Origin of the sequence: Ruegeria sp. HU-ET01832, assembly GCF_040371315.1 — a bacterium.
Lineage (GTDB): Bacteria > Pseudomonadota > Alphaproteobacteria > Rhodobacterales > Rhodobacteraceae > Ruegeria > Ruegeria lacuscaerulensis_A.
The window spans coordinates 981,518-1,008,512 of sequence record NZ_BAABWL010000001.1 but is presented as its reverse complement, the minus strand read 5'-3'; the positions used below and the strand labels follow the sequence as shown (position 1 = coordinate 1,008,512).

The following is a 26,995-nucleotide window of genomic DNA, read 5'->3' as shown; positions in this document are numbered from 1 at the left end:
CCGGCACTCTAGCCACAGAGTTTATCGCTGAAAAGTGGCTTACGTCCCGCCCTCGTGGGGCAAGTCAATTGCGATACTGTCCAATATTTCGGCCAGCTGACCCGGATGGGAAAAGAACGGAGAGTGAGAGCTGTCGATGCTATGCCGCATGGCTTCGGGAACGCCGAAACTCATCTGCTTTTGATACTCGGGCGGGATCGTGCGGTCGTCGGTGGCTTGGATATAAGCCTTGGATACGCGCGCGAATGCATCGCTGAGCGGCAGGGGCGCATCTTGCGGCGCAATGGCCTGAGGACATAGCCGCGAAAGCGCATAGGGTACGGTTTCAGCCGGGCAGTCGTGATAAAACAGATCCTGAACCCGCTCGGGCTTGACCGTGTAGGATAGACCATCTGCCGATTTATCCACTGCATCTCCGATGGTCTGACGAGGGGACTGTCGGCGCATCTCGATCATCGACATCCCGTCCTTGGGAAGGTAGGCGCACAAATACACCAAGGCGCGCATCCTTGTCGGCTGGGCCTCGGCCGCGGCGCTGATCGGGTAGCCGCCCCATGAATGCCCGACGACAATCGTCTGCGGCGAACACGCCTTGAGTACCGCGTCGCGGCATCCCTGCAATGTCACCTCGGAAACCGGTGTCGGATCCGCACCGTGGCTAGGCATGTCGATTGCGCGTGCCGTATGCCCCAAGGCGGCAAGTTCGGGGATCAGATCGCGCCAGCACCACGCACCGTGGCATGAGCCATGGACCAAAAGGAAATCTGCCAATGCTGTTCTCCTTCAGATATGCCCGATATCCGCCAGGAAACGGCTTAGAATCGCTGCGTATTCCTGGGGTTGCTCGACACAGGGCAGATGCCCGGCTCGGCGCATTAGTTCAAAACGAGAGCCGGGGACAAGATCAATGGTTTCTCGTACCAGATCAGGCGGAGTTGAGCCATCCTCGCTGCCGGCAATGCCCAGTGTAGGCAACCTTAAGCCGCTGGTTGGCGTATAGAAATCCGTGCCTGAAATCGCCGCGCAGCATCCCAAATATCCGTCCTCGGGTTGTCGCGCCATCATGTTGCGCCATAACAGGTGATCTGGCGTCGCCCGAAAGCCTTTTGAGAACCAGCGTTCCATTGTGGCGTCTGCCAGCGCTTCGATCCCACCTTCACGAATAACGTCCATACGCTGGTGCCACATCGCTGGTGTGCCGATTTTGGCCGCGGTGTTCGACAAGACCAAGCCCCGGATCAAGTCCAACCGTTTGACGGCCAAGCCTTGTGCGATCAGCCCGCCAATCGAAAGGCCCACGAACACACAGTCCCGGATTTCGAGGTGATCCAGCAGGGATTCTGCATCTCGAACCAGCGCCCCCATAGAATACGGAGCGGGTGGTGCAGAAGACAGCCCGTGCCCCCGTTTGTCATACCGGATCAGACGAAGCCCGGCCGGCAGATGAGGCAATACGGCGTCCCAAAGCCGCATATCCGTGCCCAGCGAATTGGCGAATACGACCGGTGGCCCGCTTGGATCGCCATCCTCGCGGTAGTGGAGCTTTATGTCCCCGAAATCTGCAATTTGCATGACATAATCCCCGTTCGTCATACGTTAAGCCAGCACCTTGCCTTATCGGTCCTGTGTTGTCAGGTCAGGAATTCCAGCGCTTTTCCAAAGACTTCCGGGTCAGCGTTGCCGCCAGATGCCACTACGATAACAGAGTCGCCTTCAATTTCGGTACCACGGTACAAAGCGGCAGCCAACGACACAGCGCCGCCTGGCTCCAACACTATTTTCAATCGCAAAAATGCTAGGGCCATGGCGCGAAGGGCTTCCTCTTCCGTGACCGAAAGGCCCGGACCGCACAAACGGTTCAGGATGGGAAAGGTGAGGTCGCCGGGCTGCGGTGTAAGGATCGCATCGCAAAGATTGCCGGATGTCGCCTTGTTCGTCTGAATATGCCCGGTCGCCAATGAGCGTTTCACATCGTCAAATCCTTCGGGCTCACACGGGCGGGGGCGAAGCCCCGGAGCGTGACCCTCCAATGCCAGCGCGATTCCAGACGTCAGCCCGCCTCCGCCGCAGCAGACAAGAACGTCGGCTTGGGTGACACCAAGGGCAGTGGCTTGCCGGGCGATCTCCAATCCCGTCGTGCCCTGACCCGCTATAACCTGTGGTTCGTCATAGGGTCGGATCAGCGTCAAGCCACGCTCGGCTGCAAGGGCTTCGCCGATCTCTTCACGGCTTTCATTGGCACGATCGTACAACACCACTTCTCCGCCCAAAGCGCGGGTGTTGTTGATTTTCAACTGCGGCGCGTCCGAGGGCATGATGATGACGGAGGATATGCCGTGTTGTGCGGCGGCATACGCTACCCCCTGTGCGTGGTTGCCCGACGAATAGGCGATCACACCGCTCTCGCGCTCGGCTTCACCCAATGCGGAGATGGCCGACCAAGCCCCCCGAACCTTGAAACTGCCCGTGTGCTGCAGGCATTCGGGTTTAACCAGAACCCGACGGCCAGCAAGTTCATCAATGAACGGAGAGGATAGCAGTGGCGTTTCCCGCACATGTCCTTTCAGCCGTTCAGCGGCAGCTTCGATCATTTGCAATGTGCTCATAGGGCGTCCAGTGTTTTTCGGATCAGATCAAGCGATTCAGGTTCATCCAGAAAAGGCGCATGGCCCCGGTCTGGAACCGAGACAGAGACCAGCCCCGGATGTCGATCATGCATCTCGGCCAGGGTCTGCTCGCTTAGCACGTCCGAGTTTTCGCCGCGAATAACACCGGTCGGGATGTTTCGCAGAGCTTCAAAGAACAGCCACATGTCCGGTATCGCGCCTGCCGCTGCCTGATCCAGAAGAGCGGTGCGCAGGTTTGGGTCGTAGCGCAGTTTCAAACCTTGCGGGGTTTCCTCGTTCTGGAATTCAGCCATTTGTCGCCACCTTTGCAGTGGGACACCGGGAAAATGCGCCTGCATCATGTGCTGAAGGGCACGCGCCGCGTCGTCATAGGTCTTTGATACGGGTTGTATGCCGACATAGTCCATGATCTTGGCGATACCCGACGTATCGATGACAGGGCCAATATCGTTAAGCACAACTGCGGCCAGACGCTCCGGGTGGCTGGCAGCCAGTGCCATGGCGATCAGACCCCCGCGTGACGTTCCGATCACTGATACCCGCTCAAGGCCAAGGTGATCCAGCAATTCAATGGCGTCATGCGCTTCGCGCAAGACGTTGTAGTTTCCATGGTCGGGGTCATAATCCGATTGTCCCCGCCCCCGGTAATCCATCGCGATCATTCGATGATCGGCCATATGTGGCGCCAGAAACGAAAAATCCTGCGTGTTACGGGTCAGCCCTGCAAGACAGAAAACAGGCGCGCCGGACCCGGTGTCCTCGAAATATAGTTTCTTGCCGTCAGTGGTCGTGAAAAAGGGCATTACAGTCCTGCGATTTGGGGAATGGTCGTCAGGTCGGACAGTACATGCGCAGGCTTCCATGGCAAGCGATCCATCGGCTCCTGTGCCCGGTTGACCCAAGTGGTCACGAAGCCGTACCCGCTGGCCCCCGCGGCGTCCCACCCGTTTGAACTGACAAACAGAACCTCGTCCCGCGCGCATCCGAAACGTTGTTGAACCAGATCATAGACTTTGGAATGCGGTTTGAAGACGCCGACACTTTCGACCGACAGAACATCGTCCAGTACATCGCCGATGCCGGCCGATTGGACCGCTCCGTCAAGCATCGGAGGGGAGCCGTTCGACAGTATTGCAGTCTGAAGGCCGCCAGCTTTCAGAGCGGCTAGCATGGCGGGAACCTCGGGGTAAGTCTGCAATTCCCAATACAGGTCCAGCAAGCGCTGTCGCAAGGTCGCGTTGCCGTCCAGACCAGTGGCCTCCAGCGCCCAGTCCAACCCATCTTGGGTCACGTCCCAAAAATCAGCATGAGCGTCGGCAACGGCGCGCAGCCATGTGTATTGCAACTGTTTCAGCCGCCAGTAATTCGCCAGATCGGGCCACTTTTCCTGCAGTGATTCAAAGCCCGGTTCTGCCGCGGCCTGTCGTGCCGCAGCCGCAACATCAAAAAGCGTGCCATAGGCGTCGAAAACGCATGTTGTGATCGGCATCGTGTCCCCTCCATCCATCCGGCGCAGGTTTGCACAACAGGTGGTCGCTTGAAAGGGGGAAGGGTTTACAATGACGTGTCAGCCCCTAGGGTTGGCCGTTCAACTCTTTAACGGCCGGAGGCCAGAATGACCGCAATCAAACAGGGCGACACTGTTCGCATTCACTACACCGGTACGCTGTTGGACGGAAACGTCTTTGACAGTTCGGACGGGCGCGACCCGTTGGAGTTCGTGGTGGGCTCGGGCCAGATCATCCCGGGTCTGGACAGTGCGATGCCGGGTCTGACGGTTGGCGAAAAGAAGCGAGTCGAGATTGCCTGCGTTGATGCCTATGGACCGATTAATCCAGAAATGCGGCAAAGTATCCCCCGCGAAGGTATCCCGGATGACATTCCCCTGACACCAGGATCACAATTGCAGATGCAGACGCCTGAAGGTCAGGTGCTGCCGGTCACCGTGGTCGAGGCTGACGACGCGACAGTGACGCTGGATGCAAATCATCCATTGGCTGGTCAGGATCTGATTTTCGACGTCGAGGTTATTTCGGTCAACTGACCTATCGTAGAAGGGAGGATCAGCCTGTAATCAGGCTGGTCCAGGATTCGAACTCTGCACGAACCTGCGGCTGCGTGAAAAACACAAACAACATTAACAATGTTGTTAGGCCCAGCAATGCAATCCGCCCGCGTACCCCTAGAAAACCCGATTTACGACGGGACCTAGAGGAGCGCGCGTTGCTTGCAACAATATGATCAGCTTTGCTCATGCCGCCTGTTTTGCCGGTGAAAGATGGTCAAATCTTGGCACCGGCAGGGAAAACTCGGGTCACATAAAGTCTGGCTGCGGCATGCCCAGTACGTGGAACCCGCCATCTACCTTTATAATCTCGCCCGAGGTGCAGGCTCCGGCTTCTGATGCCAAGTACACAGCAGTGCCGCCCACGGCCTCCAGCGTCGCGTTCGCGCGCATGGGCGCATTCTGGTCGCAGAACTTGTAGGTCTTGCGTGCGCCACCGATGGCCGCACCGGCCAGTGTTTTCATCGGACCGGGCGAGATGGCGTTCACGCGAATGCCTTCGGGGCCTAGATCATTGGCCAGATAGCGTGTAGCCGATTCCAGCGCCGCCTTGGCGACACCCATCACGTTGTAGTTCGGAACCACGCGGTTCGAGCCCTGATAGGTCAGCGTCAGTAAAGTGCCACCATTGTCCTTCATCATGGGATAGGCGCGGCGGGCGACCTCGATAAAGGAGTAGGCCGATACATCCATCGAATGTTTAAAGTTCGCCCGCGTTGTGTTCAGGAACCGGCCGGTCAGTTCCGACTTGTCCGAATAGGCGATTGCGTGGACCACGAAATCAATCGTCGGCCAACGCTGAGCTAGTTCGTTAAAGGCGCGATCCAGCGATTCGTCGTCGGTCACATCCGCGTCGACCATGAAGTCGCTGCCGAGGCTTTGCGCCAAGGGCTCCAGCCGCTTTCCGAATGCTTCGCCCTGATAGGTGAAGGCCAGTTCGGCGCCCGCTTCGTGCATGGCCTTGGCGATGCCCCACGCGATCGAGCGGTCATTGGCCACGCCCATGATAAGGCCGCGTTTGCCTTTAAGAAGATCCGACATCACATTCACCCGTTATACTTTGAAAGAACCATGGATCCGTTGGTGCCGCCAAAGCCGAAGCTGTTGGTCATCACCGAGTCGAGTCCCGCATTTTCAACGACTTGCGTTGCAATTTCACCGGGCTGGATGCCTTCGGCGAGCGTTTCGACATTGATCGACGGTGTAATGAAATCATTGTCCAGCATCAGCAGGCAGAAGATCGCCTCCAATGCGCCCGCAGCGCCTTGCGCGTGGCCGGTCATCGACTTGGTCGACGAAATAGGCGGCACGTTGCCTTCGCCAAAGATGCGGCGCACGGCTTCAACCTCGCCCACATCGCCGACCGGGGTCGAGGTTCCGTGGGCGTTGATGTATCCAACCTTGCGGCCTTCGGGCAGCGTGGACAGGGCCAGACGCATCGCGCGTTCGCCGCCTTCACCCGAAGGGGCCACCATGTCATGCCCGTCCGAGGTTGCGGCATAGCCGGTCACTTCGGCATAGATCTTGGCACCGCGCGCCAATGCGTGATCAAGGTCTTCCAGCACGACGATGCCGCCGCCACCGGAAATCACGAACCCGTCGCGATTCTGATCAAAGGCGCGCGAGGCTTTGTCCGGCGTGTCGTTGTATTTCGACGACATCGCGCCCATCGCGTCGAACAGGCAGGACAGCGTCCAGTCCAGCTCTTCACCGCCGCCTGCAAACATCACGTCCTGCTTGCCCAGCATGATCTGTTCCGCCGCGTTGCCGATGCAATGCAGTGAGGTCGAGCAAGCCGAGGTGATCGAGTAGTTAATGCCCTTGATCTTGAACGCGGTCGCAAGGTTGGCCGAAATCGTTGAGCACATGCATTTCGGCACTGCAAACGGCCCGATCCGCTTGGTCGCGCCATTCTTCAGTACGGTTTGGTGCGCAGTCAGCATCGCACTGGTCGAGGGGCCACCCGAGCCGGCCACCAGACCTGTGCGCGGGTTCACCACCTGATCTTCGGTCAGACCGGAATCTGCGATCGCCTGGCTCATCGCGATATGGGCATAAGCCGCGCCGGGACCCATGAAACGCAAGGTGCGCTTGTCCACATACTCGGTCACGTCGATCTTCAGCGACCCTGCAATCTGGCTGCGGAAACCGTGTTCGACCATCTGGTCGTTGGCCTCAATGCCGGATTTGCCAGCTTTGAGTGAGGCCAGAACCTCTTGGGCATTGTTCCCGATGGAGGAGACAATCCCCAAACCGGTGACAACTACTCGACGCATATGCGTGCTCCTTATTTCGGGCCGATCAGGCTCAGGCTTCGGACAGGACGACTTTCATGTCCTTGACGTCGTAAATCATTTCACCGTCCGCTTCGACGATACCATCCGCCACACCCATGGTCAGGCGGCGCGTCTGGATCGCTTTTTTGAAATCAATTTTGTAAGTCAGCATCTTGCGGTCGGGGCGGACCATGCCGGTCAGCTTGACCTCGCCCACGCCAACAGCCATGCCACGCCCCTGCCAGCCGCGCCAGCCCAGGTTAAAGCCGGTCAGCTGCCACAGGCCATCCAGCCCCAGACAACCGGGCATAATCGGGTTGCCGGGGAAGTGGCAGTCAAAGAACCACAGGTCCGGAGTAATGTCGAATTCCGCCAAAACATGACCTTTGCCATGCGCGCCACCATCGGCTGAGATATCGGTAATCCGGTCCATCATCAGCATCGGCGGGGCGGGCAACTGCGCGTTACCGGGGCCGAATAATTCGCCACGGGCGCATTTCAGCAGATCATCCTTGTCAAAGCTGCTCGGGAATTGGGCCATTCTTGCCGCCTCTCCTGCCAGGGGTCTGTTCATTCAATCTGGCCTCGTCTAGCACCCGTATGCAAGGTCCTGCAAGAGCGGTGGCCAACATCATGCGGTGTTCTGTCCGTTCTTTGCGAATGAATTTCATTTGAAATTACCTGACTTCAGCACCTATATATACTTCAGCAACAAAACGGTATCGGATTCATGACACCAGAAAGCCAGAGCATAGCCACGAACTGGTTGGTTCACGCCGGACTGCGCCCGACGCGTCAGCGTGTGGCCCTGGCCGAGCTTTTGGTCGGGGACGGAAAGCACCGTCATGTGACGGCGGAAAGTCTGTTTGAATCAGCTAAAAAGAACGGCGATGCCGTGTCTTTAGCGACTGTATACAACACTCTGCGGGCATTCTGCGACGCGGGCGTTCTGCAGGAAATCACCGTCGACGGGTCGAAAAGCTATTTCGACACCAACACGCATGATCACCCGCATTTTTTCTGGGAGGATGAAGGGCGCCTGAGCGATGCACCATCCGAACAGCTTGTGATCCAGCGCCTGCCCGAAGCACCCGAAGGGGTCGAGATCGCTTCGGTCGATGTCGTGATCCGGTTGCGAAAGAAGTAACCTTACGTCGTTAATTCCGACAGGATATCTTGCGCTCGGTCCAAGAGGGTGTCCATTGGACCCGTTCCATGCCGTGCGAGCACGACGGGCTCGGCTGCGAAATCATCGGTGACAGGTCGACTTACCAGTGGCATCCCATCGTAGCTAACTGCAGCAGGGATATTCGCATAGGTCATAGCGACTCCTTCATTGTTTGCGGCCAGGCTGCGTTGGATTTCAAGTGATGCAGCGCGGTGTGCGACATTGGGTGTCTGCCCAGCTTTGCGAAACAAAGTCAGAAAGTGTTGGGCAGAAAGTCCTTCGTCCGACAGGATCAAGGGATACGCCGCGATTCCCTTCAACGAGAGATGCCTGTGCTTTGCAAGCGGATGATCCGGAGACATCACCGCGTTCGGGCATGTGATGCAGAGCGACTTGGTCGTGAACCCGGCATCCAGCGTCAGCCCATAGGTAATCGCAAAGTCGATGTCACCCTGAACTAAGCCTGAGATTAAACCTTGGAAATTATCTACCCGGTAAGTCACATGGACATCTGGAAGGCCCTCTCGCAACAGGCGCAAGGCGCGGGCGAGCAGGAAGGGGGCAAGATCGTCGAAACATCCCAATCGCAAACGAGCCGCTGCTGGCCCCGTGGAGGTTGCGTTTTCCAGTTTCGCGGCGCGCGACAGCAATGCCTCGGCCTATTCGATGAATGAGCGCCCTTGCGGGGTCAGGGTCATCGCAGCACCGCGCTTTCGTGTAAATAGCGGGTACCCCAGCTGGTCTTCGACCCGTGTTAGCGCGTTGGACAAAGCCGGTTGCGAAACATTCAGATGTTGGGCTGCTGCGGACAGGCCGCCGTATCGTCCAATGGCGCAGACATATTCGTATTGTCTAAGTGAAAGGTATAACATGACTTTATATTTAGCTTCAAAAGATATGACTTGAACAGAGACCAAGGCCATGCGCAGATCACAACGCAATCGGCACGGAGACTGACATGACCCATCCCCTTGTGACGCAAGACATGATCGACACCTATCAGCGCGACGGTGTTGTTCTGATCCGGAGACTGTTTGCCGATTATGTGGACACCTTGCGCGATGGGGTTGCGGCGAACATGGCTGAGCCTGGCCCATACGCTTCGGACAATAAGAAACAGGGCGAGACCGGACTGTTTTTTGACGATTATTGCAATTGGACGAGGGTCGAACAGTTTCAAGATGTGATCCACAATTCTCCGGCAGCTGAGGTTGCCGCCGATCTGATGCAGTCACAAACTGTTCAGATGTTTCACGACCACGTTCTGGTGAAGGAACCGGGCACCTCAATGGCAACGCCGTGGCATCAGGATGGGCCGTATTATTTTGTTGAAGGTCAGCAGACGATCAGTTTCTGGTCGCCGCTTGATCCGGTGACAAAAGCGACCTTGCGCTGCGTGGCCGGATCGCACCAGTGGGAGAAAGAGGTTCTACCGACTCGCTGGGTGTCCGAAGAAGGATTCTTTCCCGATGAAGGTCAGTACATTCCTGTCCCTGACCCGGATGCTGAAGGGATGCGCGTGGTCGAGTTCGAGATGCAGCCAGGTGACGCGGTAGCGTTCAACTATCGCACGCTGCACGGCGCGCGCGGGAATCACTCTGACAGCCGCCGTCGTGCGTTTTCACTGCGTCTGGTGGGCGATGACGCGCGCTATGTAGAGCGACCCGGTCGAACCTCACCGCCGTTTCCGGGCCATGACATGGTGCCCGGGCAGCGTCTGCGTGAGGATTGGTTTCCGATGGTATGGCCACGATAGGAGGCTTTGCCCCCGGCGCGGCAGCGCCGCACCTCTCCAGGGATAATTTTGGCCAGATGAAGGTTGGATCAGAACCACTGACCGGGTTCGATCAGGCCCAAATCCAGCAATTGGGTCGAGTTCCATTCGAACGCGACCGAGTTCCGCCACTTGAAGCTTGGGATGTCGAAGGTCGACCCGGCGTTTGATTTCAGTGCTTTAGCCGCACGGAATGAGCAGATCGCTGCGGTCAGGTTGTGGTGCCAGGGGCAAGAATACGTGTTATATTCTGGTTCGTTAAAGGTGTGATCGGGCAACAAGCGCAGATTTTTGCGGGGCTTGAATAGGCCAATCCTGTCGATGCGGCGGCGTTCATAGGGGATGTGGTCTTCGAACCTCCAGCGCAAACCACCGGACATGTCCAACTGGCGCTCTAGCGGCTGACCGTCAGGAGTGTGGCGAGTGTGGGCATAGTATCCAATGCGGTCCAGCATAGCACGATCCGGAGCCACTCCGTTGGGGAAAGCCGTAAGGTCATCGGCATACAGATCGACCACATGGGTCAACATCGCATCGCGGCGTTCTTCGGTGTGAAAGGCTAGCATCTCGCCGATGGTGCGGGTCTCGCAGAAGGGGAAGAACAGGTATTCGGCGTTGTAGCAGTAATACATCCAATTGGATGGAGCGGCTTCAATCACCTTGTTGATCGTGTCGAAAACGACGGTCCGCGGTGCGCAGGTCAACGCAACCCGGTGGATACGTTTTGTCAATTCCTCCGGCAGTGTGAATTCTGCGGGCATGAAGGCGATCAGATTGGCAAACCCAAGTTTCAGGTGATGGCGTGTTGTACTTTCGAGTTCGACATCGTCCTCGGCAAAGATCAGGGCAATCGGCCCCTTTTTCAGCGCATCCGTGCCGGATTGCAGGAAAGAGTTTACAGAGTCGTACTGCATGGCCTGTTCGCGCTCGTCTTGCTGGTGTTTTGGGTCAAAATCGGGTAATCGCGCGGGCATTGCAAGCGGCGTTCGTAAGGTATAGACGACGCCGATCCCGCGAACGCAAAGGCCTTACCCATGTCGGAACCCAAAAAGCTGTACATCAAGACCTATGGTTGTCAGATGAACGTCTATGACAGCGAGCGTATGGCCGAAACGCTGGGCGGTCAGGGATATGTAGAGACAAAAAGCCCCGATGACGCTGATATGATCTTGTTGAACACCTGCCACATTCGTGAAAAGGCTGCCGAAAAGGTCTATTCCGAGTTGGGTCGCTTCAAAGGTCTGAAAGCGGAAAAGCCCGATTTGAAGATCGGGGTGGCCGGTTGTGTTGCACAGGCCGAGGGTGAAGAGATCATGCGCCGCCAGCCTCTGGTCGATCTGGTGGTCGGCCCGCAAAGCTATCACCGTCTGCCCGAGATGGAAGCCAAGACCCGCGAGGGTGCCAAGGCGCTGGACACCGATTTCCCGGAAGAAGACAAGTTCGAAAAGCTCAAGAACCGACCCAAAGCCAAGCGCGGCCCCACGGCGTTTTTGACCGTTCAGGAAGGTTGCGACAAGTTCTGTGCCTTCTGCGTTGTGCCCTATACCCGCGGGGCCGAAGTCAGCCGCCCGGCGGATCGCATCATCCGCGAGGCGCAGGATCTGGTCGAACGCGGCGTGCGCGAAATCACTTTGCTGGGTCAGAACGTCAACGCCTATCACGGGGCTGGCCCGAACGGTGACATGACGCTGGCCGGGCTGATCTGGGAGTTGAACAAGGTTGACGGGCTGGAACGTATCCGATTCACCACGTCGCACCCCAACGACATGGCCGATGACTTGATCGAAGCGCACGGAACCTGCGACAAGCTGATGCCTTATTTGCACCTGCCGGTTCAGTCGGGCTCGGACCGAATTCTGAAACGGATGAATCGCAGCCACACGGCTGACAGCTATCTGCGCCTGATCGAACGCATCCGTGAAGCACGGCCCGATATCATGATGTCGGGCGACTTCATCGTGGGCTTCCCCGAGGAGACAGAAGAGGACTTTCAGGCCACGTTGGATCTGGTGGAGCAGGTCAGATACGGGTACGCGTATTCGTTCAAGTATTCGACGCGACCGGGAACGCCGGCGGCCGAGCGGTCTCAGGTTGATCCTGAGGCGGCGGATGACCGCCTACAACGTTTGCAAGCTGTGATCACCCGCCATCAGCGCGAAATTCAGGATGCCATGGTAGGCCGGAATGTCCGTGTTCTGTTCGAAAAGCCCGGTCGCCTGCCTGGCCAAATGGTCGGAAAATCCGAGTATCTTCATTCGGTTCACGTCTCGGGCGCCAATGTCGAGGTGGGTGAGTTGCGCGACGTTCGCATCACCGCGTCGGGGGCAAATTCGCTTGCGGGCGAGCTGCTCTGAACCTGGCTGAAACTGTGGTGAAAACACCAACGCCTGATTCTGAACCGAAAATTAACACTTGATTTATGACTTCGATCTATGCTCGGAGAAATGCTAGATTTTTTAGGGGTCTAGGGTTCCATACGTATCAGGAGTTCTAGTCTCCTAGGCAGATCAGTGTGTCGAGATGTCGGAGAGTGCGAGTGTTTGAATTGACGGTTCTGAAAAGCTCTGGTTTGCGTCTGTTCTGGGGGCTACTTACTTCCATTGTCTTCGGGTCCTGCGCTTTGGCCGGGAATCCAGAACCTAGTCTCACCGATCCGCCAGTAGTCAACCCCAAGCGTTCTAACGGCGACATAAGTGCATTTTACCTAGGCGTTACCGGTGGATATTCTCTCGGAGGAACAGATGAGTTTGGGTTGGCAACGCCCGGGGCCACATTTCCCGTTGGAGACTTGGATCTGAAGGGGTCATTCGGTGGTGTTCGCGCAGGTTGGCGTGGAGTGCTTCCTGCGCGAAGTGGGCGCGACTACGTATATGGGCTAGAGATTGGGTACGAGTTCGGCTCGATAGATGATGAAGTCACCACCACGGTCAATGGCGTGTCTGTTACCGGCGGCTCCGAGGTGTCTGATATATTTTCTGTACGGTTTCGCAGTGGCCTGACGAACAAAAGCGGCAGTATTTTGTATTTTGTGTCTGCTGGTTATGTTCGCGGAGATGTCGAAACGACGAACAGCCTTACGTTTGGCCCGACAGCCCAGTCCTTCCAGGAATCCGACAGCAGGAATGGTTTTTCTGTCAGTATCGGAGCTGAGCATAGACTGAACGACGATTGGTCGATCACTGGTGAATACGAGTATGTTCAGTTCGAGGGCAAGGATGTCGAGTTTGGCAGCGGGTTTTCGACTCGTTCAACGCCTGAGTATCGCAGTCTTCGGTTTGGCTTGAACTACACCTTCTGATCTCCTTAAGACTAGTGGCCTTTGGGCCTGCAGTCGGTTCGATATACTCGAGTGCAATCGGCGGTTTTGTCATTCGTTTGCGAAAATTTGAATCTGTGGCTTGCGCCCACCGGCAATTGTTGTCACGCTCGGGGAGAAACGCCAAGACAGGAGAACGGATTGGCCATCGGTGCCCTTACCCCACCGCAAGATGAAATGCCCCAGCGTGAGGCGTTTGTTGAATTTCCCGACAACCGGTTGTTGATTGATTTGTGCGGCGAATATGACCGTAATCTGACCGACATCGAACAAAAACTCTCGGTGCAGATTGTGCGCCGTGGCAACCAGCTTGTGGTCATGGGCGACGAAGACGCCCAGAAACAAGCGATCGAAGTGTTGCAGGCGCTTTATGCAAGGCTGGAAACCGGCAAGGATGTCGAAGCCGCCGACGTGGATCGCGAATTGCGCATGGGTGGGTCCGAGAAGGGAACGGGAAGTCGCGAAGGTGATCAGCTCGAGATGTTCAAGGGCGGAACGGTCGAGATCAAAACCAGAAAAAAATTGGTCGAACCGCGCACAGATGCCCAAAAAGCCTATGTCCAGTCGCTGTTCAACAATGAACTGGCCTTTGGCATCGGGCCAGCGGGTACGGGCAAAACCTATCTGGCTGTCGCTGTTGGTGTGTCGATGTTTATCGGCGGACATGTGGACCGTATCATCCTAAGCCGCCCTGCGGTCGAAGCCGGTGAAAAACTGGGCTATCTGCCGGGTGACATGAAGGACAAGGTCGATCCTTATATGCAACCGCTGTACGATGCGCTGAATGATTTCCTTCCGGGCAAACAGTTGGCCAAACTGATCGAGGAAAAGCGAATCGAAATTGCGCCCTTGGCCTTTATGCGCGGTCGAACTTTGGCAAATGCGTTTGTTGTCTTGGATGAGGCACAGAATGCCACGACTATGCAGATGAAGATGTTCCTGACGCGTTTGGGCGAGGGTAGCCGAATGGTGATCACCGGTGACCGCTCGCAGGTGGATTTGCCGCGCGGGGTTCAGTCAGGTCTGGCCGATGCGGAACGGTTGCTTAAGACGATCCCGAATATCAGCTTCAACTATTTCACGTCGAAAGACGTCGTGCGCCATCCGCTTGTCGCCGCGATCATCGAGGCGTATGAGGCCGACGCGGGCCGTGAAACCTGAGAGGTTTCAGGCTACGATGCCCGGGGCTTTGGACGACAGACATGAACCTTGAACTGACGGTGGAAGACACCCGCTGGCAGGGGCTGGAGCCCTTGGCACGCCGCGCCATTCAGGCGGTTATGGACCATTTCCACCTTCAAGAAGATTGTGAAATCAGCCTGTTGGCCTGCGACGATGTCCGTATCGCGGATCTGAACGCTGAATTCCGGGAAAAACCCTCTGCGACTAATGTACTGAGTTGGCCTGCCGAAGATTTGGCCGCGGACATTGCAGGTCAGCCACCGTTATCTCCTACCCCGGATTTTACCGGAGAGACGGCTTTGGGCGATATCGCGATCTCATTTGACACCTGTGCGCGTGAAGCGGCTGAGGCAGGAAAAGCCATGGATGATCATGTCTCACATCTGATCATTCACGGAATGTTGCATTTGTTGGGGTATGATCACATCCGTGACCCGGACGCCACTTTGATGGAGCGGGTCGAAGTCGAGATACTTGGCAAATTGGGTATTGATGACCCATATACTGTTTAATACGGGCCATTTTGGCCGATCATTTGGAATGGGATAATGGGCGATACAGACGGCAGTTCTATGGCAGCGCAAAGCGCGCAACCAAAGGAAGGCACAGAAAACACCAAAGAGAAAGCTGGGTTTTTCTCTCGAATAGTGGATGCATTCTCGTCGCAAGATGATGAGCAGGTTTCGGGCGCCAATGGGCATGAAACCGACAAAACGCAACCACGTGGCATGATAAATCTGCGCAGAATGCGAGTCGAGGATGTTGCGATCCCGACAGCAGAAATCGTGTCGGTCCCATCAACCATAACCAAGGACGAACTTGCGCAGGTGTTTCGCGAAAGCGGCCTGTCACGTATCCCGGTCTATGACGGCACTCTGGATACGCCTTTAGGGTTTGTGCATCTCAAGGATTTCGCGCTGACCCATGGGTTTAACGGAACCTCATCCACATTCGACCTAATCTCGATGTTACGCACTTTGCTGTTCGTGCCACCCTCGATGCCAATCGGCGTTCTGATGACAAAAATGCAGACCGAGCGCAGACACATGGCGTTGGTGATCGACGAATATGGGGGCGTCGACGGTTTGGTAACGATCGAAGATTTGATCGAACAGGTTGTAGGCGAAATTGCGGATGAGCATGACGCCGATGAAAGCCAGCTTTGGCTACAGGAAAAGCCGGGTTGCTATATCGTTCAGGCCCGCGTACCGCTCGAGGATTTCGAGGCCGAGATCGGACGTTCCCTGACCAGCCATGAGGACGTCGACGAAGAGGAAATCGATACCCTGGGCGGGCTTGTCTTCATGCTCTCGGGGCGCGTTCCTGCCCGTGGCGAAGTTGTCTTGCATCCCGAGGGGCCCGAGTTCGAAGTCATAGATGCCGATCCGCGCCGGATCAAAAGACTGCGGGTCATGTTGCCGGATCTCGTTGCATGAGCCCTGCCGCGAGGTGGCCATTCTGGATGACTTTTGGTTTGGCAGCGTTTTTGGGCGCCATTGCGGCGTTTGGGCTAGCGCCATTCGGTTATTGGTTCGCAACTGTGGCCGCGCTGCTTGGTCTTGGGCCGTTGTTCGTCACTGCGCCTTCTCGGTCACGCGCGGCCTGGATCGGCTGGGCATTTGCCACCGGGTATTTCGCGCATGCTCTCAGCTGGATTGTCGAGCCCTTTCTGGTCGATGCCGAGCGTCACGCCTGGATGGCGCCCTTTGCGCTGATTTTTATGGCCGGAGGGCTCGCGCTATTCTGGGCCTGCGCTTTTTGGGTGGTGCGCCGTCCGGGCGCGTCTGCACTTGGTCAGGCTGTTTTGCTTGCTTTGGCGGTTTCGCTTGCCGAGGGGGCGCGGGGGTATGTTCTGACGGGATTTCCATGGGCTGGATTGGCGCAAGTATGGGTTGACACTCCGGTGGTCCATGTTCTGGCGTTGATCGGCCCTTATGGGTTGAGCACCGTGACGTTGTTTGCAACGTTACCTCTCGGGGCGGCGTTGGCGCAGCGCTCAAGGATCGGGGTGGCAGCCACGTTGTCTGTTGGTGCTATCGGGCTGGTGGTGGTTAGTGCGTTGTCTGTGCCTGCAGTGACCTATACCGGTAATATTGTCCGGATTGTGCAGCCCAATGCGCCGCAACACCAGAAATGGGACCCTGACTACGCCCCACTTTTCTTTGCACGACAGTTGGAGTTTTCAGCAGCGCAGCCCCGACCGGATATGATTGTTTGGCCTGAAACCTCTGTCCCGGCTTGGTTGGGTAGCGCACAACCCTATCTGGATGCAATCGCGGATGCAGCCAAGGGTGTGCCAGTTGTCTTTGGGATACAAAGAGGCGAGGGGCCTCGGATCTACAACTCATTGGTCTATCTGGGCGAAAATGGCCAGCAAGACGCGTTGTATGACAAACATCACCTTGCCCCGTTTGGCGAGTATGTTCCTTTTGGCGATTTAATGGCGCGTTTCGGGGTTTACGGGATGGCGACTACAACGGGACATGGATTCAGTGCAGGACCAGGGGCCGCACTGTTCGAGGCGGGCAAGCTGGGCAAAGCACTGCCATTGATTTGTTATGAGGCCGTCTTTACGCAAGATGTTCTATCGGCTCCGGCGCGGGCTGATTTTTTGCTTCAGATCACAAATGATGCCTGGTTTGGAACCCGTTCGGGACCATATCAGCACCTTGCGCAGGCGCAGATGCGCGCTGTTGAACAGGGTCTTCCGATGATGCGTGCCGCTAATACTGGTGTGTCCGCCATGATCGACCCGCTGGGTCAGGTGACGCAGTCTTTGGCGCTGGGCAACGCGGGTTTCATAGACGCCGAGCTTCCTGCGCCATTGGCAGCGCCCCTTTATTCCAGGCTTGGCGACTATCCTCTTTTCCTTGCACTGTTTTTCGCCATGATCGCACTGTGGCGACCTGCCCGACGGACGTGATAGCAATTACTGATTGACGCTTTCACACTCTGAGCGTATCCCCCATGTGCCCGTCACAACGGCTTCCTGGCGTGATGGGGAAATCTTAATGGAGCACTTTTATGTCCCGACAGAACTATACTTTCACTTCGGAGTCCGTATCCGAAGGGCACCCCGACAAGGTCTGTGACCGGATTTCGGATGCGGTACTTGACGCATTTCTGAACGAAGAACCTGAAGCGCGCGTGGCGTGTGAAACTTTTGCCACGACCAACCGGGTTGTTATTGGTGGCGAAGTCGGTTTGTCGGATCAAGACAAACTTCACGATTACATGGGTCGCATCGACGAGATCGCGCGCGCCTGTATCAAGGATATTGGCTACGAGCAGGACAAGTTCCACCACGAAACCGTCGAGGTGACAAACCTGCTGCACGAGCAATCTGCCCACATCGCACAGGGCGTTGATGCCTCGGGCGACAAGGACGAAGGCGCGGGCGACCAGGGGATCATGTTCGGCTACGCCACGACCGAAACGTCTGCGCTGATGCCGGCCCCGATTCAGTATTCCCACGCGATCCTGCGCCGTCTGGCCGAGGTCCGTAAAAACGGCACCGAGCCCGCGCTGGGCCCTGACGCGAAATCGCAACTGTCGGTCGTGTACCGCGATGGCAAGCCTGTGGGGGTCAGCTCGATCGTGTTGTCGACCCAGCACCTGGATGCAGCGCTGTCTTCGGATGATATCCGCGCCATTGTCGAGCCTTATATCCGCGAAACCCTGCCCGAAGGCTGGCTTTCGGCCGAGACCGAGTGGCACGTGAACCCAACCGGTAAATTCGTGATTGGCGGCCCCGACGGGGATGCGGGCCTGACCGGCCGTAAAATCATCGTCGACACCTATGGCGGTGCCGCACCTCATGGAGGCGGCGCGTTCTCGGGCAAAGACCCGACCAAAGTGGACCGTTCGGCGGCCTATGCGGCGCGCTATCTGGCCAAGAACGTAGTCGCTGCTGGCATGGCGGAACGCTGCACCATTCAGCTGAGCTATGCGATTGGTGTTTCCAAGCCGCTTTCGATCTATGCCGAGACCTATGGCACAGGTCAGGTTTCCGACGCCGAAATCGAAAAGGCCGTTGGACAGGCGATGGACCTGACACCGCGCGGTATTCGTGAACATCTGCAGATGAACAAGCCGATCTACCAGCGCACTGCAGCTTATGGTCACTTTGGCCGTGAACCCGATGCGGATGGCGGTTTCAGCTGGGAGCGCACTGACCTTGTGGACGCGCTGAAAGCGGCGGTCTGATCGGTATCCAAAGGTGCGCCCTTGCGGGCGCGCTATATTCTGGTGTCTTTGGGGGCGGCGGGTCTGTTGAGTGGACCGGCCGCCCTCTTGCGTCTGTGGTGTCTGCGCAGTATGGGCACGGCCATGAGCACCGAGACACCCCAACGCCCCCGCAGGAACTTTTATGGCCGCTTCAAGGGCAAAACCCTGAAGCCCAGTCAAAAGACGTATCTGAGCGAAGACCTCGATGCGCTGTCCCCCGGTGCGGTCGATTGGGAGAGTAACCCCGAACGCACCCCGTTGGACCTGCAGGCGCTGTTTGGCGAGCGGGATGTCTGGCTTGAGGTCGGCTTTGGCGGGGGTGAGCATCTGGTACATCAAGCCGCCAGTAATCCCGATATCGGGATCATCGGGGCCGAGCCTTACATCAACGGTGTGGCCATGCTGCTCGGTAAGATCCGGCAGGCTGGGGTCGAGAACCTCGCTGTGCATCCTGGCGATGCGCGCGACCTGTTCGATGTTTTGCCCGAGGCCAGTATCTCGCGCGCGTTCCTGCTGTATCCCGACCCGTGGCCTAAGACGCGGCACCATCGTCGCCGCTTTGTGACGCCTGAGCATCTGGAGCCGCTGGCGCGGGCGCTGAAACCGGGTTCGATCTTTCGGGTCGCGACGGACATTCCCGACTATGTTCGCCAAACGCTTGAGGAAGTGCCACGCGCCGGGTTCGAGTGGCTGGCCGAGGGCCCGGCTGACTGGCGCGAACCATGGGACGATTGGATTTCCACCCGTTACGAACAGAAGGCTCTGCGCGAAGGGCGCACGCCGCATTACCTGACCTTCCGCCGCAAGGACTGATTGCCGCTGGACCATCTGGCCCCAATTCGCTAATCGGCTAAGGCACTGATAGCGAAAACAGGAGCCCCCATGTCCGGACACGGCACGCCCATCCCGATGACCTCATATCCCTGCGGTCCGCTGACTGGAACGGCAGAGGTGCCCGGCGACAAGTCGATCTCGCACCGATCGCTGATCTTGGGCGCGATGGCGGTGGGTGAGACGAAGATTTCCGGCCTGCTTGAGGGCGAAGATGTTTTGGACACCGCCAAGGCCATGCGCGCTTTTGGGGCCGAGGTCACGGATCACGGCGGAGGGGAATGGACCGTGCATGGCGTCGGCGTCGGTGGCTTTGCCGAGCCGGATCAGGTGATTGATTGCGGCAATTCGGGCACGGGTGTGCGGCTGATCATGGGTGCGATGGCGACCTGTCCGATTTCGGCCACGTTTACCGGCGATGCCAGCCTGAACAAACGCCCCATGGCGCGGGTCACGGACCCGCTGGCGTTGTTTGGGGCGCAGGCCGTTGGCCGCTCGGGTGGGCGTTTACCGATGACCATCGTGGGCGCGGCCGAACCCGTTCCGGTACGCTATGAGGTGCCGGTGCCGTCAGCGCAGGTGAAATCTGCTGTGCTGCTGGCAGGTCTGAACGCACCGGGCAAAACTGTTGTCGTTGAAAAAGAGGCAACCCGCGACCATTCGGAACGGATGCTGGCCGGGTTCGGCGCAGAGATCACCGTTGAGGATACAGATGAGGGCCGGGTGATCACCCTGACCGGTCGCCCCGAGTTGAAACCCCAGGTTATTGCCGTTCCGCGCGACCCGTCCAGCGCGGCGTTTCCGGTTTGCGCAGCGCTGATCACGCCCGGTTCGGATGTGTTGGTGCCGGGCATTGGCCTGAACCCGACCCGCGCGGGGCTGTTTACCACGCTGCGCGAGATGGGCGCGGACCTGACTTATGAAAACGAGCGCGAAGAAGGCGGCGAGCCCGTTGCCGATCTGCGCGCGAAATACTCGCCCAATATGAAGGGCATCAATGTGCCGCCGGAACGGGCGGCCTCGATGATTGACGAATACCCTGTGCTGTCCGTGGTTGCGGCCAATGCCACCGGCACCACGATGATGGGCGGCGTGAAAGAGCTGCGCGTCAAGGAAAGCGACCGGATCGACGCAATGGCCCGCGGGTTACGCGCCAATGGTGTGACCGTGGAAGAGGGTGAAGAATGGTGGTCGGTTGACGGTCTGGGCATCGGAAATGTTCCCGGCGGCGGTACCTGCGAGAGCTTTTTGGATCACCGCATCGCCATGTCGTTCATGGTTATGGGAATGGGAGCGAAAATGCCTGTGTCGGTTGATGATGGCGGACCGATTGCGACCTCGTTCCCGATCTTTGAACCGCTGATGGCGACGCTGGGCGCCAAGGTCGAACGCGCGTGAGTTTCACGGTTGCCATAGACGGGCCAGCGGCTGCAGGGAAGGGCACGATCTCTAAGGCCGTCGCGGCGCATTTCGGCTTTGCCCATCTGGATACCGGGTTGCTCTACCGCGCGGTGGGGCGGCGCACGCTTGAGGGGATGGGCCCGATCGCAGCGGCGCAGGCCCTGACAGCCGAAGAATTGCAACAGGGTGACCTGCGTACGGCCGAGATCGCGCAGGCGGCCTCGAAAGTGGCGGTGATCCCCGAGGTCCGCGCGGCTCTGGTCGATTTCCAGCGCGCCTTTGCGCGGCGGGTCGGGGGTGCAGTTCTGGACGGGCGCGATATTGGCACTGTCATTTGCCCCAATGCCGAGGCGAAGTTGTTCGTAACCGCCAGCGCCGAGGTCCGGGCCGAGCGGCGTTACCTTGAGCTGAGTGCCAAGGGCGCGGACGTCACCCGCGATCAGGTTTTGGCCGATGTGCGCGAACGCGATGCGCGGGATGCAGAACGCAGCACGGCCCCGATGAAACCGGCCGAGGATGCGGTGCAGTTGGACACATCGCATCTGAGCATCGAGGACGCTTTGGCGCAGGCCATCGAGCTAATCGAACAGAAAAAGCCCGCGACGCCGTAACGCCGCGAGCTTTCGCTTGGAGGTGGGTTAAAGCTCGCCGACTGCGACGCTTTTGATCTTCGACCATTGGCCATCAGCGATTTTTGCCGTGCCAGGCACGTCTTTCAAAAACGCGGCACGGGTTTCGGCGTTCAGGAAAAGGTACAGTTTGCCGTCTGCGACCAGATACTGATTTGGGTCACCGTCGAATTTCTTGCCAACCGACACCCCGAACGAGCAGAACCCACCATGCTGCGGCAGATAGGCGGCAGGGTTGGCCTCGAACGCGGCAAGGTTCTCGGCGGTGGTGAAATAGTAGGAGGCACCGTCAAAGGTGGCCGAATGGGTGGCAAAACCATCGACCGGATTGCCGTCATTGACCAGTGCCACCAGATCGACCCCATGTGCGGCCAGCGGAGCGCCCGCCGCCGAGATACCGTTGGAGACGTTGATTTCATCTGCGGCAAAGGCCGGGGCGGCGATCAGTGGCAGGGTGGCGATCAGAGTGGTCAGAACCAGGGATTTCATTGCGTTTCCTTTCATCATTTAAGCTGGGCGCGGCCGGTTTGCCCGCCGCTGAAACAAACCTAGGCGTCAGGAGTTGAACGGACTATGTTTGATGGGCTTAAAAACATTGCAGATCGTCCGATACTCGGATCGTTTGGAAGGTTCTCCTCACCAAGCTTTGTTTGGCCAGTGTCGTTTGATCCACATATGCTCAATGGGCAACCTGCAGGAGCGATGCGATGATCCGACTAGCCCTTTTTCTGATAGTTCTGGCCACAGGTCTGGCCGCTCAAGAGGCGCAGGACGCTCCTGAGTTGGAACCGCCCATGACCTATGAGCGGCTAGGAAAAATTCTGTTCGCTTTGGACCCGGAGGCGCTGCCGCAGGGGCCTGGTTTTCAGCTGACGGTCGGGGATACTCCGGTTCTGGTCATCACGGATGTGAACGCTGATCGGATGCGGGCCATGGTGTCGATTAGCAGCGCGGCTGATCTGTCACCCGCGGACCTGCAGCGCATGATGCAGGCGAATTTCGACAGTACGCTGGATGCGCGTTATGCGATCGCCAACGGTACCTTGTGGGCGGCCTATATTCATCCGTTGTCCACGTTGGAAAAAGACCAGCTGATCTCGGGGCTGGCCCAAACGGTTAACATCGCCAAGACATACGGCACCCTCTATTCCGGCGGTGCTGCTGAATTCGGTGGTGGTGACAGTCAGGGCCTGCAGCGCGAATTGATTGATGAGCTTTTGAAGAAAGGCGAAGAGATTTGAGGCAGGCGCAATTATGCGCGTTCTGATGCTTGTCTGACACGCCGTTTTGGCGCGCTCAACGCCTATGTCATAGGCTCTGGCCCGGTGCGGGAAAACTGTTATAGTTCCCCAAAACAAAAAGGGGGGAGCAGAGCAGAATGAACAATCGATTGCGCAAAATCACCATTGTGGGTGGCGGTACAGCCGGATGGATGACCGCACTTATCCTTGGGATGGTGATGTCCCGGACATCGGCTCCAAAAGATCGACCGCGGATATGTCTGATCGAAAGCCCGAATATTTCGACTGTGGGTGTAGGCGAAGCAACGGTTCCTCGTATGCCGGTGACGCTCCGGCAGGCTGGAATAGCTGAACGGGATTTCTTTCGCGAAACCAACGCTTCCTTCAAGCTGGGTGTGAAGTTCTGCAACTGGAACAAGGACGCCAAAGGTAACCGTATCGATTATATGAACCCGTTTGCTCATGGCCAAATGCTGGAAGGGCTTGAAGCGGCCGAGTATTACTTGCGATTTGGCAATGGGGATCGGGATTTCACACAATCGATCGCTCCGCATGACGATTTGGCCCGTCTCTGCAAAGGCGCGCGACCGCTGGGCGCACCGGAATTCGAGCAGCGGTTTGGCTATGCGTATCATCTGGATGCGGTGAAATTCGCAGGGATGCTGACCAGGGTTTGCACCCAGCGCGGTGTCGAGCACATTCAGGATGAGGTCCAGTCGGTTGAATTGGACGAACAAGGCAGTGTCAGCCACCTGATGTTAGAGCGTAAAGGTCGCCATGACGTCGAGATGGTTGTGGATTGCACCGGGTTCCGTGGGTTAATCATCAATCAGGCTCTGGGTGAGCCGTTCATGGATTACTCGGACTATCTGCCAAATGACCGGGCGATGGCATTGCAGATCGAACATCCTGATCCGGACAAGATCGAGAGTGCAACACGGTCCACGGCCCTGGGGGCCGGTTGGACGTGGCGCGTGCCTTTGTTTAACCGAGTGGGCACCGGCTATGTGTATTCCTCGGCGCATCGAACGGATGATCAGGCGGCGGACGAGTATCTTGAATGGTTGGGCGACAGCGGCAAGGGACTGACGCCGCGCGTTATCCCGATGCGCGTTGGGCGGGTGCGAAACGCCTGGGTAAAGAACTGCGTCGCCATCGGCCTGTCTGGCGGTTTCATCGAGCCGTTGGAGAGCACTGCGATCCACATGATTGACCATGCGATCCGCTGGTTTGCCGAACACCTGCCGACGCGTGATATCGAGCCGTCACTGCGCGCGCGCTACAACCGGCAGATGGACAAGCTCTATGATGAGGTGCTCGAATTCATTTGTCTGCATTACCGGCTGGGCAACCGCACGGATGATCAATATTGGATCGATGCACGGACCGAGATGAAAATTCCTGACCGGTTGGCTGAGAACCTTGAGCTTTGGCAGCACCGTTTGCCTCTGCAGCACGATGTCGAGTTTGCCACTCTGTTCGACCATCGCGTTTTCCAAACAGTGTTACTAGGCAAACAGGTCTACGACACCGGCTATGGAACTGGTATTCGCGACCGCGTTCGTCCGTTGAAAAAACCGATTTGGTTCCAATGGTGGAAGGGCGCGAAGGTGGATCTGGTTCAGATTCTTAAGTCCATGCCAGATCATAAGACATTGCTACGCGACATTCGCGGTGAATTGGAAAAACCGGCCTTCGGTAAGCCGGCAAGGCCGACAGTGGCGATGCCAGGCGTAAAACCGGCGCCTTTGGCCGTTCAGAACATGCCGAACTTTGCTGAAATTCAAAGCGGCGCAAAGGATTTGCAACTCTTTTAGCAGCACCTTGCGCGGTGCAAAAAAATGTTCAGACCAAACTTGGGGGCAGGGCAAAATCCTGCCCCTTTTCTTTGAAGGGAACTCTTGTTGGTCGCAACGTGGTATGTAATAACATCACAAATTGCGATGAGGCCAACGGTGCATTTTGAAGATGATACACATTTTAAGCGCGGGACGGTCAGGCGAAGCGGCCGTAACCTGCGCAGTAATCTGAAACGCCGGCGGCGGTGCACGTGCCCGATGCAGGCATACGACTCGTTGCCCTCTGAATTACGCGCCTGGCTGGCAGAAGCGTGCTTGCCCTGGAGCCCTTCCTCGGCCCTGAAAATCTGGAATCGTTCGGGTGGATCGGCAAATGCCGCCGAGGCCTTGTCCCGGCTTGATGCAATCGAGCAGTCCATGTTGAGAAGGGACTCGGTTGTCTGGACGGGCAAAGAATGCGCGTAAGCTGGCAATTAAGGGCTTTGCTCTTGCGCATTGTCTGAAATCGGCCTATACGCGCGCTGTCTTAACACGGGCGGTCAACGTCCGGATGACGTATCTGAGCAGGGCCGGGTTACCTCGGCCCTTTGTGTTTGTGTAGTCAGATGCGCACCGGATTACGCTTGCAAGGCACCATGAAACAAGACCGGCGGAGACAACCGCTCGGCCAGAAAAAACACTTGTAAAGGAAAACACTGCCACATGGCTGATACATCCATGGAGGAATTCGAAGCCCTCCTGAACGAAAGCTTCGAAATGGACACGCCCGAAGAGGGTTCTGTTGTCAAAGGCAAGGTTCTGGCGATCGAAGCCGGCCAAGCCATCATCGACGTAGGCTACAAAATGGAAGGCCGCGTTGATCTGAAAGAATTCGCAAATCCTGGCGAAGCCCCTGAAATCGCTGTTGGTGACGAGGTAGAAGTCTACCTGCGCGCCGCAGAAAACGCCCGTGGCGAAGCCGTCATCTCGCGCGAGATGGCCCGCCGTGAAGAGGCATGGGACCGTCTGGAAAAAGCATATGCCGACGACCAGCGTGTCGAAGGTGCTATCTTTGGCCGCGTTAAAGGTGGCTTCACCGTCGATCTGGGTGGCGCAGTTGCGTTCCTGCCCGGCAGCCAGGTTGATGTTCGCCCCGTGCGCGACGCTGGCCCGCTGATGGGTCTGAAGCAGCCGTTCCAGATTCTGAAAATGGACCGCCGTCGTGGCAACATCGTTGTGTCGCGTCGCGCCATTCTGGAAGAATCGCGTGCCGAACAGCGCGCCGAAGTTATCGGCAACCTCTCCGAAGGTCAGACCGTCGAGGGTGTTGTCAAAAACATCACCGAATACGGTGCATTTGTTGACCTGGGCGGCGTTGACGGCCTGCTGCACGTCACCGACATGGCATGGCGTCGTGTGAACCACCCGTCCGAGATCCTGACGATCGGCGAAACCATCAAGGTTCAGGTCATCAAGATCAACAAAGAGACCCACCGCATCAGCCTGGGCATGAAGCAGCTGCAGGAAGATCCGTGGGATCTGGTTGCTGCGAAATACCCGCTGGGCTCGGTCCATCAGGGTCGCGTCACCAACATCACTGACTACGGCGCGTTCGTCGAGCTGGAAGCCGGTGTCGAAGGTCTGGTGCACGTCTCCGAGATGTCATGGACCAAGAAAAACGTCCACCCCGGCAAGATCGTTTCGACCAGCCAGGAAGTCGACGTCATGGTTCTGGAAATCGACGGCGCCAAGCGTCGCGTATCTCTGGGCCTGAAGCAGACTCAGCGCAACCCATGGGAAGTGTTTGCAGAAACACACCCCGAGGGCACCGAGGTCGAAGGCGAAGTCAAGAACATCACCGAATTCGGTCTGTTCATTGGCCTCGAAGGCGACATCGACGGCATGGTTCACCTGTCCGACCTGTCCTGGGACGAGCGTGGCGAGGATGCGATCCAGAACTACCGCAAAGGCGACATGGTTTCGGCCGTTGTCTCGGAAGTTGACGTGGAAAAAGAGCGTATCTCGCTGTCGATCAAAGCCCTGGGCGGTGACAAGTTCGCCGAAGCCGTGGGCGGCGTGAAGCGTGGTTCGGTCATCACCGTTGAGGTCACCGCGATCGAAGATGGTGGTATCGAGGTGGAGTACGAAGGCATGAAGTCCTTCATCCGCCGTTCGGACCTGTCGCGTGACCGTGCCGAGCAGCGCCCCGAGCGTTTCAACACTGGCGACAAGGTTGACGTCCGCGTAACCAACGTCGACAGCAAGACTCGCCGTCTGGGCCTGTCGATCAAAGCACGCGAAATCGCCGAAGAGAAAGAGGCCGTGGAACAGTACGGTTCTTCCGACTCGGGCGCGTCGCTGGGCGATATCCTGGGCGCAGCGCTTAAGTCGGGCGACTAAGTCCGGACCTCAGTCCAAACAGTTTTACGGCCCCGTACAAGAGTGCGGGGCCGTTTTTGTTGCGAATCAATATGTTCTGA

Annotated in this window: 29 protein-coding genes and 1 riboswitch; of the genes, 17 read left to right on the top strand and 12 right to left on the bottom strand. The window is 57.6% G+C overall.

What is annotated here, in order from left to right; translation table 11 throughout:
• Window positions 1–39 precede the first annotated feature (39 nt).
• The 5 genes from ABWV79_RS05070 to ABWV79_RS05050 are packed head-to-tail and all read right to left on the bottom strand — an operon-like array spanning window position 40 to window position 4,116.
• On the bottom strand, window positions 40–771 hold the full coding sequence (locus ABWV79_RS05070; RefSeq protein ID WP_353390717.1) for an alpha/beta fold hydrolase: 732 nt from the start codon (window positions 769–771) through the stop codon (window positions 40–42).
• Window positions 772–783: 12 nt separating this feature from the next.
• Window positions 784–1,572, bottom strand: a complete 789-nt coding sequence (gene pcaD / locus ABWV79_RS05065) for a 3-oxoadipate enol-lactonase (protein WP_353390715.1) — start codon at window positions 1,570–1,572, stop codon at window positions 784–786.
• Between the two features lie 59 nt (window positions 1,573–1,631).
• The gene (locus ABWV79_RS05060) at window positions 1,632–2,606 is read right to left on the bottom strand and encodes a threonine ammonia-lyase (RefSeq protein WP_353390714.1); all 975 of its coding nucleotides are present in this window, start codon (window positions 2,604–2,606) and stop codon (window positions 1,632–1,634) included.
• A complete protein-coding gene (locus ABWV79_RS05055) occupies window positions 2,603–3,430 on the bottom strand; it encodes an alpha/beta fold hydrolase (RefSeq protein WP_353390713.1) in 828 nt (275 codons plus the stop codon). Before ABWV79_RS05055 ends, ABWV79_RS05060 begins: the two co-directional genes overlap by 4 nt.
• Window positions 3,430–4,116, bottom strand: coding sequence for a haloacid dehalogenase type II (locus tag ABWV79_RS05050; RefSeq protein WP_353390712.1), 687 nt, complete (start codon window positions 4,114–4,116; stop codon window positions 3,430–3,432). Before ABWV79_RS05050 ends, ABWV79_RS05055 begins: the two co-directional genes overlap by 1 nt.
• A gap of 126 nt (window positions 4,117–4,242) precedes the next feature.
• On the opposite strand from ABWV79_RS05050, the gene ABWV79_RS05045 reads away from it, so the two are divergent.
• A complete protein-coding gene (locus tag ABWV79_RS05045) occupies window positions 4,243–4,671 on the top strand; it encodes an FKBP-type peptidyl-prolyl cis-trans isomerase (protein WP_170354841.1) in 429 nt (142 codons plus the stop codon).
• 270 nt (window positions 4,672–4,941) lie between these two features.
• Here the strand turns inward: ABWV79_RS05045 and ABWV79_RS05040 are convergent, their stop codons facing one another.
• Genes ABWV79_RS05040 through fabA form a run of 3 tightly spaced genes read right to left on the bottom strand, consistent with a single transcriptional unit; the run spans window position 4,942 to window position 7,509 of the window.
• Entirely contained in the window at window positions 4,942–5,733 is a 792-nt protein-coding gene (locus tag ABWV79_RS05040) for an enoyl-ACP reductase FabI (protein WP_353390711.1), read from the bottom strand.
• 5 nt (window positions 5,734–5,738) lie between these two features.
• A complete protein-coding gene (fabB, locus tag ABWV79_RS05035) occupies window positions 5,739–6,968 on the bottom strand; it encodes a beta-ketoacyl-ACP synthase I (protein WP_170354844.1) in 1,230 nt (409 codons plus the stop codon).
• A 31-nt stretch (window positions 6,969–6,999) separates the two neighbouring features.
• The gene (fabA, locus tag ABWV79_RS05030; protein WP_170326986.1) at window positions 7,000–7,509 is read right to left on the bottom strand and encodes a bifunctional 3-hydroxydecanoyl-ACP dehydratase/trans-2-decenoyl-ACP isomerase; all 510 of its coding nucleotides are present in this window, start codon (window positions 7,507–7,509) and stop codon (window positions 7,000–7,002) included.
• Window positions 7,510–7,698: 189 nt separating this feature from the next.
• Between fabA and irrA the strand changes: the two genes are divergently transcribed.
• Window positions 7,699–8,115, top strand: a complete 417-nt coding sequence (gene irrA, locus ABWV79_RS05025; protein WP_170354845.1) for an iron response transcriptional regulator IrrA — start codon at window positions 7,699–7,701, stop codon at window positions 8,113–8,115.
• Window positions 8,116–8,117: 2 nt separating this feature from the next.
• On the opposite strand, the gene ABWV79_RS05020 is transcribed toward irrA, so the two are convergent.
• Complete coding sequence (locus ABWV79_RS05020; protein WP_353390710.1) at window positions 8,118–8,786, bottom strand: LysR substrate-binding domain-containing protein; 669 nt, start codon at window positions 8,784–8,786, stop codon at window positions 8,118–8,120.
• 9 nt (window positions 8,787–8,795) lie between these two features.
• Window positions 8,796–9,008 carry a LysR family transcriptional regulator gene (locus ABWV79_RS05015; protein WP_353390709.1) on the bottom strand — a complete coding sequence of 71 codons (213 nt, stop codon included), beginning with the start codon at window positions 9,006–9,008 and terminating at the stop codon, window positions 8,796–8,798.
• A gap of 86 nt (window positions 9,009–9,094) precedes the next feature.
• Here ABWV79_RS05015 and ABWV79_RS05010 point away from each other — a divergent pair, with 86 nt between their 5' ends.
• Window positions 9,095–9,892 (top strand): phytanoyl-CoA dioxygenase family protein, encoded by a 798-nt coding sequence (locus tag ABWV79_RS05010; RefSeq protein WP_353390708.1) that lies wholly within the window; start codon window positions 9,095–9,097, stop codon window positions 9,890–9,892.
• Between the two features lie 68 nt (window positions 9,893–9,960).
• On the opposite strand, the gene ABWV79_RS05005 is transcribed toward ABWV79_RS05010, so the two are convergent.
• Complete coding sequence (locus ABWV79_RS05005; protein ID WP_502949844.1) at window positions 9,961–10,884, bottom strand: hypothetical protein; 924 nt, start codon at window positions 10,882–10,884, stop codon at window positions 9,961–9,963.
• Window positions 10,885–10,944: 60 nt separating this feature from the next.
• Between ABWV79_RS05005 and miaB the strand changes: the two genes are divergently transcribed.
• The 10 genes from miaB to cmk all read left to right on the top strand — a co-directional run bounded on the left by miaB (window position 10,945) and on the right by cmk (window position 21,478).
• Window positions 10,945–12,264 (top strand): tRNA (N6-isopentenyl adenosine(37)-C2)-methylthiotransferase MiaB, encoded by a 1,320-nt coding sequence (gene miaB / locus ABWV79_RS05000; protein WP_353390706.1) that lies wholly within the window; start codon window positions 10,945–10,947, stop codon window positions 12,262–12,264.
• Between the two features lie 182 nt (window positions 12,265–12,446).
• Window positions 12,447–13,208: an outer membrane protein gene (locus tag ABWV79_RS04995; protein WP_353390704.1), complete on the top strand. Its 762-nt coding sequence runs from the start codon at window positions 12,447–12,449 to the stop codon at window positions 13,206–13,208.
• A gap of 159 nt (window positions 13,209–13,367) precedes the next feature.
• On the top strand, window positions 13,368–14,387 hold the full coding sequence (locus ABWV79_RS04990) for a PhoH family protein (protein ID WP_353390702.1): 1,020 nt from the start codon (window positions 13,368–13,370) through the stop codon (window positions 14,385–14,387).
• A gap of 41 nt (window positions 14,388–14,428) precedes the next feature.
• Entirely contained in the window at window positions 14,429–14,920 is a 492-nt protein-coding gene (gene ybeY / locus ABWV79_RS04985; RefSeq protein ID WP_353390701.1) for an rRNA maturation RNase YbeY, read from the top strand.
• 36 nt (window positions 14,921–14,956) lie between these two features.
• Window positions 14,957–15,844 carry a hemolysin family protein gene (locus ABWV79_RS04980; protein ID WP_209193982.1) on the top strand — a complete coding sequence of 296 codons (888 nt, stop codon included), beginning with the start codon at window positions 14,957–14,959 and terminating at the stop codon, window positions 15,842–15,844.
• A gap of 26 nt (window positions 15,845–15,870) precedes the next feature.
• Window positions 15,871–17,331, top strand: a complete 1,461-nt coding sequence (gene lnt / locus ABWV79_RS04975; RefSeq protein WP_353390700.1) for an apolipoprotein N-acyltransferase — start codon at window positions 15,871–15,873, stop codon at window positions 17,329–17,331.
• Window positions 17,332–17,378: 47 nt separating this feature from the next.
• A riboswitch (SAM-SAH riboswitch) is annotated at window positions 17,379–17,427 on the top strand.
• A gap of 5 nt (window positions 17,428–17,432) precedes the next feature.
• A complete protein-coding gene (gene metK / locus ABWV79_RS04970) occupies window positions 17,433–18,614 on the top strand; it encodes a methionine adenosyltransferase (RefSeq protein WP_353390699.1) in 1,182 nt (393 codons plus the stop codon).
• Window positions 18,615–18,737: 123 nt separating this feature from the next.
• Complete coding sequence (trmB, locus tag ABWV79_RS04965) at window positions 18,738–19,448, top strand: tRNA (guanine(46)-N(7))-methyltransferase TrmB (RefSeq protein ID WP_353390801.1); 711 nt, start codon at window positions 18,738–18,740, stop codon at window positions 19,446–19,448.
• Between the two features lie 69 nt (window positions 19,449–19,517).
• Window positions 19,518–20,864: a 3-phosphoshikimate 1-carboxyvinyltransferase gene (gene aroA, locus ABWV79_RS04960; protein ID WP_353390698.1), complete on the top strand. Its 1,347-nt coding sequence runs from the start codon at window positions 19,518–19,520 to the stop codon at window positions 20,862–20,864.
• Window positions 20,861–21,478, top strand: coding sequence for a (d)CMP kinase (gene cmk / locus ABWV79_RS04955; RefSeq protein ID WP_353390697.1), 618 nt, complete (start codon window positions 20,861–20,863; stop codon window positions 21,476–21,478). Before aroA ends, cmk begins: the two co-directional genes overlap by 4 nt.
• A 27-nt stretch (window positions 21,479–21,505) precedes the next feature.
• Here cmk and ABWV79_RS04950 read toward each other — a convergent pair whose 3' ends face one another.
• On the bottom strand, window positions 21,506–21,985 hold the full coding sequence (locus ABWV79_RS04950; RefSeq protein WP_353390695.1) for a YHS domain-containing (seleno)protein: 480 nt from the start codon (window positions 21,983–21,985) through the stop codon (window positions 21,506–21,508).
• Between the two features lie 218 nt (window positions 21,986–22,203).
• Between ABWV79_RS04950 and ABWV79_RS04945 the strand changes: the two genes are divergently transcribed.
• From ABWV79_RS04945 to rpsA, 4 genes are all read left to right on the top strand, one after another.
• A complete protein-coding gene (locus ABWV79_RS04945) occupies window positions 22,204–22,737 on the top strand; it encodes a hypothetical protein (RefSeq protein ID WP_170354858.1) in 534 nt (177 codons plus the stop codon).
• Between the two features lie 137 nt (window positions 22,738–22,874).
• Window positions 22,875–24,554: a tryptophan halogenase family protein gene (locus tag ABWV79_RS04940; protein ID WP_353390694.1), complete on the top strand. Its 1,680-nt coding sequence runs from the start codon at window positions 22,875–22,877 to the stop codon at window positions 24,552–24,554.
• Window positions 24,555–24,680: 126 nt separating this feature from the next.
• Window positions 24,681–25,001: a DUF6525 family protein gene (locus ABWV79_RS04935; protein ID WP_269149597.1), complete on the top strand. Its 321-nt coding sequence runs from the start codon at window positions 24,681–24,683 to the stop codon at window positions 24,999–25,001.
• A 237-nt stretch (window positions 25,002–25,238) separates the two neighbouring features.
• Window positions 25,239–26,915, top strand: coding sequence for a 30S ribosomal protein S1 (gene rpsA / locus ABWV79_RS04930; RefSeq protein WP_170354861.1), 1,677 nt, complete (start codon window positions 25,239–25,241; stop codon window positions 26,913–26,915).
• Window positions 26,916–26,995: the final 80 nt, after the last annotated feature.

What these genes read in the sequence shown, in the direction of transcription:
- pcaD (WP_353390715.1), bottom strand. Translation starts at nt 1,572, where the DNA reads ATGCAAATTGCAGATTTCGGGGACATAAAGCTCCACTACCGCGAGGAT.
- ABWV79_RS05060 (WP_353390714.1), bottom strand. Translation starts at nt 2,606, where the DNA reads ATGAGCACATTGCAAATGATCGAAGCTGCCGCTGAACGGCTGAAAGGA.
- ABWV79_RS05055 (WP_353390713.1), bottom strand. Translation starts at nt 3,430, where the DNA reads ATGCCCTTTTTCACGACCACTGACGGCAAGAAACTATATTTCGAGGAC.
- ABWV79_RS05050 (WP_353390712.1), bottom strand. Translation starts at nt 4,116, where the DNA reads ATGCCGATCACAACATGCGTTTTCGACGCCTATGGCACGCTTTTTGAT.
- ABWV79_RS05045 (WP_170354841.1), top strand. Translation starts at nt 4,243, where the DNA reads ATGACCGCAATCAAACAGGGCGACACTGTTCGCATTCACTACACCGGT.
- ABWV79_RS05040 (WP_353390711.1), bottom strand. Translation starts at nt 5,733, where the DNA reads ATGTCGGATCTTCTTAAAGGCAAACGCGGCCTTATCATGGGCGTGGCC.
- fabB (WP_170354844.1), bottom strand. Translation starts at nt 6,968, where the DNA reads ATGCGTCGAGTAGTTGTCACCGGTTTGGGGATTGTCTCCTCCATCGGG.
- fabA (WP_170326986.1), bottom strand. Translation starts at nt 7,509, where the DNA reads ATGGCCCAATTCCCGAGCAGCTTTGACAAGGATGATCTGCTGAAATGC.
- irrA (WP_170354845.1), top strand. Translation starts at nt 7,699, where the DNA reads ATGACACCAGAAAGCCAGAGCATAGCCACGAACTGGTTGGTTCACGCC.
- ABWV79_RS05015 (WP_353390709.1), bottom strand. Translation starts at nt 9,008, where the DNA reads ATGTTATACCTTTCACTTAGACAATACGAATATGTCTGCGCCATTGGA.
- ABWV79_RS05010 (WP_353390708.1), top strand. Translation starts at nt 9,095, where the DNA reads ATGACCCATCCCCTTGTGACGCAAGACATGATCGACACCTATCAGCGC.
- ABWV79_RS05005 (WP_502949844.1), bottom strand. Translation starts at nt 10,884, where the DNA reads ATGCCCGCGCGATTACCCGATTTTGACCCAAAACACCAGCAAGACGAG.
- miaB (WP_353390706.1), top strand. Translation starts at nt 10,945, where the DNA reads ATGTCGGAACCCAAAAAGCTGTACATCAAGACCTATGGTTGTCAGATG.
- ybeY (WP_353390701.1), top strand. Translation starts at nt 14,429, where the DNA reads ATGAACCTTGAACTGACGGTGGAAGACACCCGCTGGCAGGGGCTGGAG.
- ABWV79_RS04980 (WP_209193982.1), top strand. Translation starts at nt 14,957, where the DNA reads ATGGGCGATACAGACGGCAGTTCTATGGCAGCGCAAAGCGCGCAACCA.
- lnt (WP_353390700.1), top strand. Translation starts at nt 15,871, where the DNA reads ATGACTTTTGGTTTGGCAGCGTTTTTGGGCGCCATTGCGGCGTTTGGG.
- metK (WP_353390699.1), top strand. Translation starts at nt 17,433, where the DNA reads ATGTCCCGACAGAACTATACTTTCACTTCGGAGTCCGTATCCGAAGGG.
- trmB (WP_353390801.1), top strand. Translation starts at nt 18,738, where the DNA reads ATGAGCACCGAGACACCCCAACGCCCCCGCAGGAACTTTTATGGCCGC.
- aroA (WP_353390698.1), top strand. Translation starts at nt 19,518, where the DNA reads ATGTCCGGACACGGCACGCCCATCCCGATGACCTCATATCCCTGCGGT.
- ABWV79_RS04950 (WP_353390695.1), bottom strand. Translation starts at nt 21,985, where the DNA reads ATGAAATCCCTGGTTCTGACCACTCTGATCGCCACCCTGCCACTGATC.
- ABWV79_RS04945 (WP_170354858.1), top strand. Translation starts at nt 22,204, where the DNA reads ATGATCCGACTAGCCCTTTTTCTGATAGTTCTGGCCACAGGTCTGGCC.
- ABWV79_RS04940 (WP_353390694.1), top strand. Translation starts at nt 22,875, where the DNA reads ATGAACAATCGATTGCGCAAAATCACCATTGTGGGTGGCGGTACAGCC.
- ABWV79_RS04935 (WP_269149597.1), top strand. Translation starts at nt 24,681, where the DNA reads ATGAGGCCAACGGTGCATTTTGAAGATGATACACATTTTAAGCGCGGG.
- rpsA (WP_170354861.1), top strand. Translation starts at nt 25,239, where the DNA reads ATGGCTGATACATCCATGGAGGAATTCGAAGCCCTCCTGAACGAAAGC.